We start from the raw sequence: 7,621 nt of genomic DNA on the forward strand, positions 1-7,621 counted from the left end.
GATCCTCGAGGACCTCGACCCCTACCCGCCGAACCTCACCCGGCGCGCCTCACCCCCCACCGAATGTCCGAAGAGCCCACAATGTGGTGCACTCAGTCTGGTGTCGTGCAACGGTGCTCTTGAAAGTGAACATTGGATGACAGTACCTCCGGCGAGATTGCGCCCTGGTTCGAATGATGTCAATATAGAAACATGTCGAATCAAGAAGTTGAGTTGGTCATTGTCGGTTCCGGGCCAGCCGGATATACCGCCGCGGTTTATGCGGCTCGTGCTGGGCTTGCACCTGTGGTGATTGCAGGATCAGTGACGGCCGGTGGTGCCTTGATGACGACGACCGAGGTCGAGAACTTTCCTGGGTTTATCAATGGCGTGCAAGGACCCGAGCTCATGGAATCAATGCGCGCACAAGCAGAACGTTTTGGTGCTCGCATCATCTACGACGACGTGACGAAGCTTGATCTCGAAAATCCCGTGAAGTTCATCCATACGGGTAGCGGCGATACCTATCAAGCACCTGCCGTGATTCTGACGATGGGGTCGGCGTATCGCAAGCTTGGTCTTCCCGAGGAAGAACGTTTGTCGGGGCACGGGCTTTCTTGGTGCGCCACGTGTGATGGGTTCTTCTTCCGCGAACAACACATCGTGGTTGTCGGCGGTGGCGACTCTGCAATGGAAGAGGCTCTCTTCCTGACACGCTTCGCATCGAAAGTGACCATCGTGCACAGACGGAGCGAATTCCGTGCTTCGAAGATCATGGCTGAACGAGCCATAGAAGATCCGAAAATCGAAGTTGCCTGGGACAGCGAAGTCGCCGAGGTGCTTGGAGACGACCAAGTGACCGGCCTTCGCCTCCGAGACACCGTGTCTGGAGCAGAGCGAGTCCTCGATGCTACGGGAGTGTTCGTCGCCATCGGGCATGATCCCCGCTCTGAACTGGTGAGCGGCCAGGTCGAGACAGACGTTGACGGGTACGTGCTGGTCGAACATCCTTCCACCCGCACCAATCTTCCTGGAGTGTTCGCGGCGGGCGACCTGGTCGATCATACGTACCGGCAGGCCATCACTGCTGCAGGCACCGGCTGTGCAGCAGCACTGGACGCACAGCACTTCCTCTCAAACCTTGCGGCATCTCAGGTCGCGGCAAAGCCTGTTCTGGAGGTGTCTGCATGACCACCACCACTTCCTCCCCAGCAGTGCTTACCGCACCTCGGATGTCGACGCTCGATAAATACCTTCCGGTATGGATCGGGCTGGCCATGGCCGCAGGCCTCCTGCTGGGCCGCTTTGTCCCGGGGGTTTCTGGGATCCTCGTGAGTCTCGAAGTGGGTGGCATATCTGTGCCGATCGCGCTCGGGCTCCTCGTGATGATCTACCCGGTGCTTGCCAAGGTGCGGTATGACCGGGTGGCGTCAGTGACCGGGGATAAGAAGCTCTTAGTGTCGTCGCTGGTGTTGAACTGGCTCATCGGTCCGGCCTTCATGTTTGCCCTCGCGTGGATCTTCTTGCCCGACCTTCCTGAGTTCCGCACCGGACTGATTATTGTGGGTCTCGCACGCTGCATCGCGATGGTCGTCATCTGGAACGACCTCGCCTGCGGTGATCGTGAAGCCACCGCGGTGCTTATCGCCATCAACTCGGTATTCCAAGTGTTCGCTTTTTCGCTCCTCGGCTGGTTCTACCTCACGGTATTGCCGGGATGGCTCAGCCTCGATACACAGGGGCTCGACGTGTCGGTGTGGCAGATTGCACTCAATGTGCTCATCTTCTTAGGTGTGCCCCTCATCGCGGGGTTCGCTTCGCGCTATTTCGGCGAGAAGCGTCGTGGCCGCGAATGGTACGAAGAGAAGTTCCTGCCCCGCATCGGCCCCTGGGCCCTGTACGGTCTCCTGTTCACGATTGTGTTGCTCTTCGCGTTGCAGGGTGAGGCGATTCTCACGAGCCCGCTTGATGTGGTGCGGATCGCCATTCCGCTGCTCATCTACTTCGCAGTGATGTGGTTCGTCGGAATGATCGTGGGAAAGGGTATCGGTCTCGGGTACGCAAGATCCGCTGCCCTCGCGTTCACCGCCTCTGGAAATAACTTTGAACTCGCCATCGCAGTCGCGATCGCCACCTTCGGCGCAACATCGGGGCAAGCACTCGCCGGTGTGGTCGGCCCCCTCATTGAAGTGCCGATCCTCGTCGGGCTTGCGTACGTGTCGTTGTGGCTTGCCAAACGGTGGTTTCGCACCGATCCGAACCTCGCACTAGCTCCATCAGAAGGGAAAGTATCATGACTTTCGTCGATGTCACCGAACCCCAGAATGGGTTTGACCAGTCCCACGCGATGGGTGCCGACGCGGCCACGACTCTGTCAGCAACGCTGAAGGCGCTGGCTGATCCACTGAGGCTTCGGATGCTTTCGGCAATCTCGACGGACTCACGAGGCGAGACCTGTGTCTGCGACCTAGCAGAGCTGAGTGACGTGTCTCAGCCGACGGTCTCGCACCATCTCAAAGTCTTGAAAGACACAGGCATCCTAGAATCTGAACGACGTGGCACGTGGGTCTGGTACAAGGTTGCCCCCACCCGCCGGAACGCGGTGACTGCGCTTCTTGACACATTTGCGCCAGCGGCTATTGCCGAGCAGCCAGGCTCTGACGCTGGACGGGCGGAAATCCTCCAAGCCCTGGATGAGAGGGTCACAAGGCTGGCGAATGAACTCGGGGATGAACTCCCTGAGCTCAACCGTGATCTGGTGATCTCGATCGTGCGTGAGTCGTATGCGAGCCTGGTGCGCTCGTCGAAGGTCACACAGCACCTGATCCCGCTGACGGAACGCTTCGCCCGCCAACGCCTTACAGACCTACACCGAGACCGTGAAGCGGCAGCGCCGCAGGTGCTGTTCGTGTGCGTTGCGAACGCGGGGCGCTCCCAGCTGGCAGCCGCCCTCGTGAACAAGCTCTCCGGTGGCACGGTGGTTGCCCGGTCTGCAGGGTCCACCCCAGCGTCAACCGTGCACCCGCACGTACGGTCACTTGTTGATGAAATCAGCGGTGATACTGCAGCCGAACCATTCCCGAAGCCGCTGACCGATGACGCCGTACGCGCAGCCGACGTTGTCATCACGATGGGCTGCGGTGACGTCTGCCCTATCATTCCAGGGGTCCATTACGAGGACTGGGCGGTTGGCGACCCAGCCCTTGCCTCCCCGGAAGGAGTAGCAGCGATCAAAGACGAGATCGAAGCCCGCGTGACCGCACTCCTCAACACCTTGACCCCCGACACGGAAAGTATTCCCTCATGACCGAAACCAAACCATCAGTTCTCTTTGTGTGCGTCCACAACGCAGGCCGCTCACAAATGGCAGCAGGCTACCTCCGCCACCTCTCCCAAGGTGCAATCGAAGTGCGCTCGGCAGGATCCATGCCCGCCGACGAGATCAACCCCGTCGCGGTTGAAGCGATGCACGAAGAAGGCATCGACATCACCGCAGAGCAGCCCAAAGTACTCACGACTGAAGCCGTTGAAGACTCAGACGTCGTTATCACGATGGGCTGCGGCGACGTGTGCCCCTTCTTCCCGGGCAAGCGGTACGAAGATTGGAAACTCGACGACCCCGCAGGCCAAGGCATTGACGCGGTGCGGCCGATCCGCGATGACATTCGTACCCGCATCGAAGCGCTCATCACCGAACTGCTGCCCGTCACGGCATAACCCCTCAATATCGCAGGAGAAAAGATCAGCATGAACCAGACCCACCCCGTTGTCGTCATCGGTGCCGGCCCTGTTGGCCTGGCGGCCGCGGCTCACCTGATCGAACGCCACGAGGAAGTCCGGGTGCTTGAGGCCGGGCCGAGCGCTGGGGCAAGCATGACGGAATGGGGGCACATCAAGCTTTTCTCAACCTGGCGCTACAACATCGACGCCGCAGCCCGAAGGCTCCTAGAAACCCCCACGGGCGACTACGCAGGTGATTGGGAAGCGCCACGGGAAACCCGCCTCCCAACCGGCAGTGACATGGTCGCCGAGTATCTGAAACCGCTCGCTGAACACCCGGCCTTGGCCCCGAACATCAGCTACGGACACCGGGTCATTCACGTTACCCGTGTCGGGGTCGACGGCAAGGGACTGGACAAAGCCAGCTCCAAGGGCCGCACAGGATCACTCCTTCTTGTGCGCACCGAAACAGGCACCGGCACCGTCGATATCCTTGCCCGCGCGGTGATTGACGCTTCAGGTACTTGGCACACTCCAAACCCTGCAGGTCGGTCAGGCATCGAGGCGCTCGGGGAGCGCGAGGCTCGGGCAGCGGGGTTCATTACTTCACCACTTCCGGATCCACTAGGTGCCGATCTGGAACAGTTCGCAGGAAGAACGATCCTCGTACTCGGCGCCGGACACTCGGCAGCAAACACCCTCATCAGCCTGGGACGGCTCCGCCAGAAGCACCCAGATACCCAGATTTTCTGGGGCGTTCGCGGAGCAGCCAGCCCGGTTCGCCTCTACGGAGGCGGAGCCGCTGACCAGCTCCCAGCTAGAGGCCAGCTGGGAACGAGCCTTCGTCGATTTGTGGAAAACGGCAGTATCACGATTCTCGAGAACGTGGCGTTAACGGACATGACTCTGGGAGAGATGCTCACTGTCGGTCTTGCTGATGGTCGCACCCTTGACGTCGATTTCCTGGTGCCGGCGACAGGCTTCCGCCCGAACCTCGAGATGCTTTCTGAGCTCCGTTTGAACCTTGACGAGATCGTTGAAGCACCTCAAGCGCTTGCGCCGCTCATCGACCCTGAGTTCCACAGCTGCGGCACCGTCGAAGCGCATGGCGAACGGATGCTGGCGCACCCTGAAAAGGACTTCTACATCGTTGGAATGAAAAGCTACGGCCGTGCACCGACCTTCTTGATGGCCACCGGCTACGAACAGGTTCGCTCCATCGTGGCTTCCCTGGCCGGAGATCGAGTGGCAGCCGACCTGGTGGAACTGGAGCTTCCTGAAACTGGGGTGTGCTCCACTGATCTGGGCGGCTCTTGCGACCTACCAAACTCTGTGGAGAGCGCTGCGAGCTGTAGCGTCCCGGAGCCTGAAACTGCTGCCTGTTGCGGAACATCCGAGCCGGTCACTATTGGCTTTGCAACTGGCACGTTACACGGGCACTCAGAGTTAGTTACCGATCAAAGGGCCTGAGATCCGTAGGAAAGTGCGGGCGTTCTCATGGGGCAATCCATGGGGCACCGGCTGTGTATCTGGGTGACCCTGGGTGCATATCTCGAGACGTGGCGAGCACAAATTTACTGAAATCATGCGCTTCCACGCACTGGCAGGTACCCGTATGTTGCCACTCCTACGGGAGTTCAAGTCCCCCCTCGCGCACAGCGAATCGAAAAGGCCCCCGGCCTGGGAAGTTTCCCGGAGCGGGGGTCTTTCTGTTTCCGGCCATCGTGGCGGTGGGCTCAAACGAGCCCGAGGGGTATGACCATGATGAAGAAGTTCTCGATGATGACGGGCATGGGCGGTCTCGTCCTTGCTCTGACGCTCATGGGACCTGACCGACCGGGCGACCACGATCTCCCTGAGCGAGCAGGGCGGCTCGTGGATTCGCAGTGATTCATGAGCGTCAGCGATATACCCGGCTGATCTCCGCGGTCAGCTGGGTCAGCTGCAGCCAGACGATGAAGCGGTGCGCCGGTCGCAGGATGAAGCCGCGGATGCGGCGCCGTTTCGTGCCGGGACGTCGCTCCCACTGGAGCGTCAGCCGCAGTTGAGTGCCTCCGGCGGCGGGTGCGAGGTCGATGCGCACGTGCCGGGCGTTGCTGTGCGGAGCATCCGGATAGGTGAACCGCCACGCGATGGCGTGATCCGGCTCGAGGTGCGTGAGCTCGACCTGCTGTCGCACCGCCTCGGGTTTCATCCGGATCGGTTTGCCGTCGTGCCGGCGCTCGGTGACGCTGCGCGCTTCCCAAGCCATTCCCGTCGCGGCGCCGTTGTATTCCGGAACGGTGATGGACGCGATGCCCGGATCCCATTCCGGTACGCGTCGCGGGTTGAGTATTTGGAGTCGTGAGCGCCACTGATTATTGCGGTTGCGCGCCGCTCGATATTCACTCTCAGGGCCACCGGTATTGCCGGTGAGCGCCACCCCGGGCGGCGCGACGCTCACCGGCCCGGGTTCAGCCGGCCGCGGCGGCGGTGTGCTCCCGCATGTTGACGTCGCCGGTCTCGATCCAGAGGGTGTTGTGGACGATGCGGTCCATGATCGCGTCGGCGTGGACCCCTCCGCCGAGGCGCTGGTGCCAGTCCTTCTTCGCGTACTGGGTGCAGAACACCGTCGAGGTCGCGTCGTAACGGCGTTCGAGGAGCTCGAGCAGCATGGACCGGACGTCGTCGGTGGGCGGGTCGAGCAGCCATTCGTCGATCACGAGGAGCGTGAACGTGGAGTACTTCCGCAACCACTTCTCCCGACCGGCGGGCTTGTCTTTCGCCGCGGTCCAGGTCTCTTCGAGGTCGGGCATGCGGATGTAGTGCGCTCGGTAGCGGTGCTGACACGCCTGCTTCGCCAGCGCCGACCCGAGATAGCTCTTCCCGGACCCGGTGAAGCCTTGGAACACGACGTTCATGTGCCTCTGGATGAACTGGCAGGTCCCGAGCTGCGCGATCACGCCTCTGTCGAGCCCGCGTTGTTCGAGCATGTCGACGCGGCGGAGGTCCGCGTTCGGGTAGCGGAGCCCGGCGCGGCGGATGAGGCCTTCGACTTTGGAGTGGGTGAACGCGGCGTGGGCGTCGTCGACGGCGAGCTTGATCCGCTCCTCGAACACCAGCCCCATCGTGAGGCCCTCGTCTTGGATGTCGAGCGCGTCGACGAGGGCGGGGACGCCCATCTCTCGCAGCTTCCGCTTCGTCTCGGAGTCGAGCCGGCTCATCGGGTGCCTCCTGCGTAGTAGTCGGCGCCGCGGACGTAGCCGACGGGTTCCTCGTCGGCGGGTTCGAACCATGGGCCTCTGCCGCGTTGGTCCTGATTCGAGACGAGGATCGGCCGCAGGTGCGCATACCTGGGTGATCGGACTCGGGAATCGAGTGCGATGCCGGCGGCGGCTTCGACCCGGGTGGCAGAGTAACGGCGGGTCAACCTGAGCACTGCCAGCGCGGCGACGAGCCCCTGCTCGTCGACGGGGACGGACTCGAAGATCCGGTTCACGATCGTGGTGGTGTTCTCCCCGATCCGAGCGGCCCACTCCCGTGCCCGTTGCGGGTCCATCTGCTGGTAGCGGGGCCCGTCGGGCAGATCCGAGTCGTGCGTCCGGTACTCGTTGACCACCCCGGCTGGGGCGAGGAGATGGCTGGTGAGCCGCTGATCGCCGGCGAACACCTCGAGGGTGGTGTCGGTGATGCGCAGGTCGACGGACCGACCGATGTTCTCGTAAGGGACCGAGTAGAAGTTCCTCTCGAACACCACATGTCCGTTCTTCTGGACCTTGCGGCCGTAGAGCCACTGCGAGATCTCGAACGGAACCTGCGGGAGCGGCCGCAGCAGCGGCTTCTCCTCACCCTCGAACACCGAAAGCGGCTCTTCGTAATTGAAGGTGTAGTCGGGGTGCGCGCGGCGATTGGTGGATAGGGGTCGAGGTCTTCCAGGATGGAA

Annotated in this window: 9 protein-coding genes; 6 read left to right on the top strand and 3 right to left on the bottom strand. The window is 61.8% G+C overall.

What is annotated here, in order from left to right; genetic code table 11:
* Positions 1-192 precede the first annotated feature (192 nt).
* The 6 genes from trxB to ACWAUG_RS13225 all read left to right on the top strand — a co-directional run bounded on the left by trxB (position 193) and on the right by ACWAUG_RS13225 (position 5,589).
* Entirely contained in the window at positions 193-1,170 is a 978-nt protein-coding gene (gene trxB, locus ACWAUG_RS13200) for a thioredoxin-disulfide reductase (protein WP_460802775.1), read from the top strand.
* Complete coding sequence (arsB, locus tag ACWAUG_RS13205) at positions 1,167-2,276, top strand: ACR3 family arsenite efflux transporter (protein ID WP_460802776.1); 1,110 nt, start codon at positions 1,167-1,169, stop codon at positions 2,274-2,276. The genes trxB and arsB overlap by 4 nt, the downstream gene beginning before the upstream one ends.
* A complete protein-coding gene (locus ACWAUG_RS13210) occupies positions 2,273-3,286 on the top strand; it encodes a metalloregulator ArsR/SmtB family transcription factor (protein WP_460802777.1) in 1,014 nt (337 codons plus the stop codon). The genes arsB and ACWAUG_RS13210 overlap by 4 nt, the downstream gene beginning before the upstream one ends.
* On the top strand, positions 3,283-3,696 hold the full coding sequence (locus ACWAUG_RS13215) for an arsenate reductase ArsC (RefSeq protein WP_460802778.1): 414 nt from the start codon (positions 3,283-3,285) through the stop codon (positions 3,694-3,696). The genes ACWAUG_RS13210 and ACWAUG_RS13215 overlap by 4 nt, the downstream gene beginning before the upstream one ends.
* A 30-nt stretch (positions 3,697-3,726) precedes the next feature.
* A complete protein-coding gene (locus tag ACWAUG_RS13220; RefSeq protein WP_460802779.1) occupies positions 3,727-5,169 on the top strand; it encodes an FAD-dependent oxidoreductase in 1,443 nt (480 codons plus the stop codon).
* Between the two features lie 291 nt (positions 5,170-5,460).
* Positions 5,461-5,589, top strand: coding sequence for a hypothetical protein (locus ACWAUG_RS13225; RefSeq protein ID WP_298038265.1), 129 nt, complete (start codon positions 5,461-5,463; stop codon positions 5,587-5,589).
* A gap of 10 nt (positions 5,590-5,599) precedes the next feature.
* Here the strand turns inward: ACWAUG_RS13225 and ACWAUG_RS13230 are convergent, their stop codons facing one another.
* The 3 genes from ACWAUG_RS13230 to ACWAUG_RS13240 form a co-directional block, all read right to left on the bottom strand.
* Positions 5,600-6,142 carry an SRPBCC family protein gene (locus tag ACWAUG_RS13230; protein WP_460802780.1) on the bottom strand — a complete coding sequence of 181 codons (543 nt, stop codon included), beginning with the start codon at positions 6,140-6,142 and terminating at the stop codon, positions 5,600-5,602.
* A 10-nt stretch (positions 6,143-6,152) separates the two neighbouring features.
* Positions 6,153-6,902, bottom strand: coding sequence for an ATP-binding protein (locus ACWAUG_RS13235; RefSeq protein ID WP_460802781.1), 750 nt, complete (start codon positions 6,900-6,902; stop codon positions 6,153-6,155).
* Positions 6,899-7,621 (bottom strand): Mu transposase domain-containing protein (locus ACWAUG_RS13240; protein WP_460802782.1); only part of this gene is annotated, 723 nt, incomplete at its 5' end. The genes ACWAUG_RS13235 and ACWAUG_RS13240, both read right to left, overlap by 4 nt.

It is taken from the genome of Microbacterium sp. GXF6406, from assembly GCF_054798215.1.

What these genes read in the sequence shown, in the direction of transcription:
- trxB (WP_460802775.1), top strand. Translation starts at nt 193, where the DNA reads ATGTCGAATCAAGAAGTTGAGTTGGTCATTGTCGGTTCCGGGCCAGCC.
- ACWAUG_RS13235 (WP_460802781.1), bottom strand. Translation starts at nt 6,902, where the DNA reads ATGAGCCGGCTCGACTCCGAGACGAAGCGGAAGCTGCGAGAGATGGGC.
- ACWAUG_RS13220 (WP_460802779.1), top strand. Translation starts at nt 3,727, where the DNA reads ATGAACCAGACCCACCCCGTTGTCGTCATCGGTGCCGGCCCTGTTGGC.
- ACWAUG_RS13225 (WP_298038265.1), top strand. Translation starts at nt 5,461, where the DNA reads ATGATGAAGAAGTTCTCGATGATGACGGGCATGGGCGGTCTCGTCCTT.
- ACWAUG_RS13210 (WP_460802777.1), top strand. Translation starts at nt 2,273, where the DNA reads ATGACTTTCGTCGATGTCACCGAACCCCAGAATGGGTTTGACCAGTCC.
- arsB (WP_460802776.1), top strand. Translation starts at nt 1,167, where the DNA reads ATGACCACCACCACTTCCTCCCCAGCAGTGCTTACCGCACCTCGGATG.
- ACWAUG_RS13215 (WP_460802778.1), top strand. Translation starts at nt 3,283, where the DNA reads ATGACCGAAACCAAACCATCAGTTCTCTTTGTGTGCGTCCACAACGCA.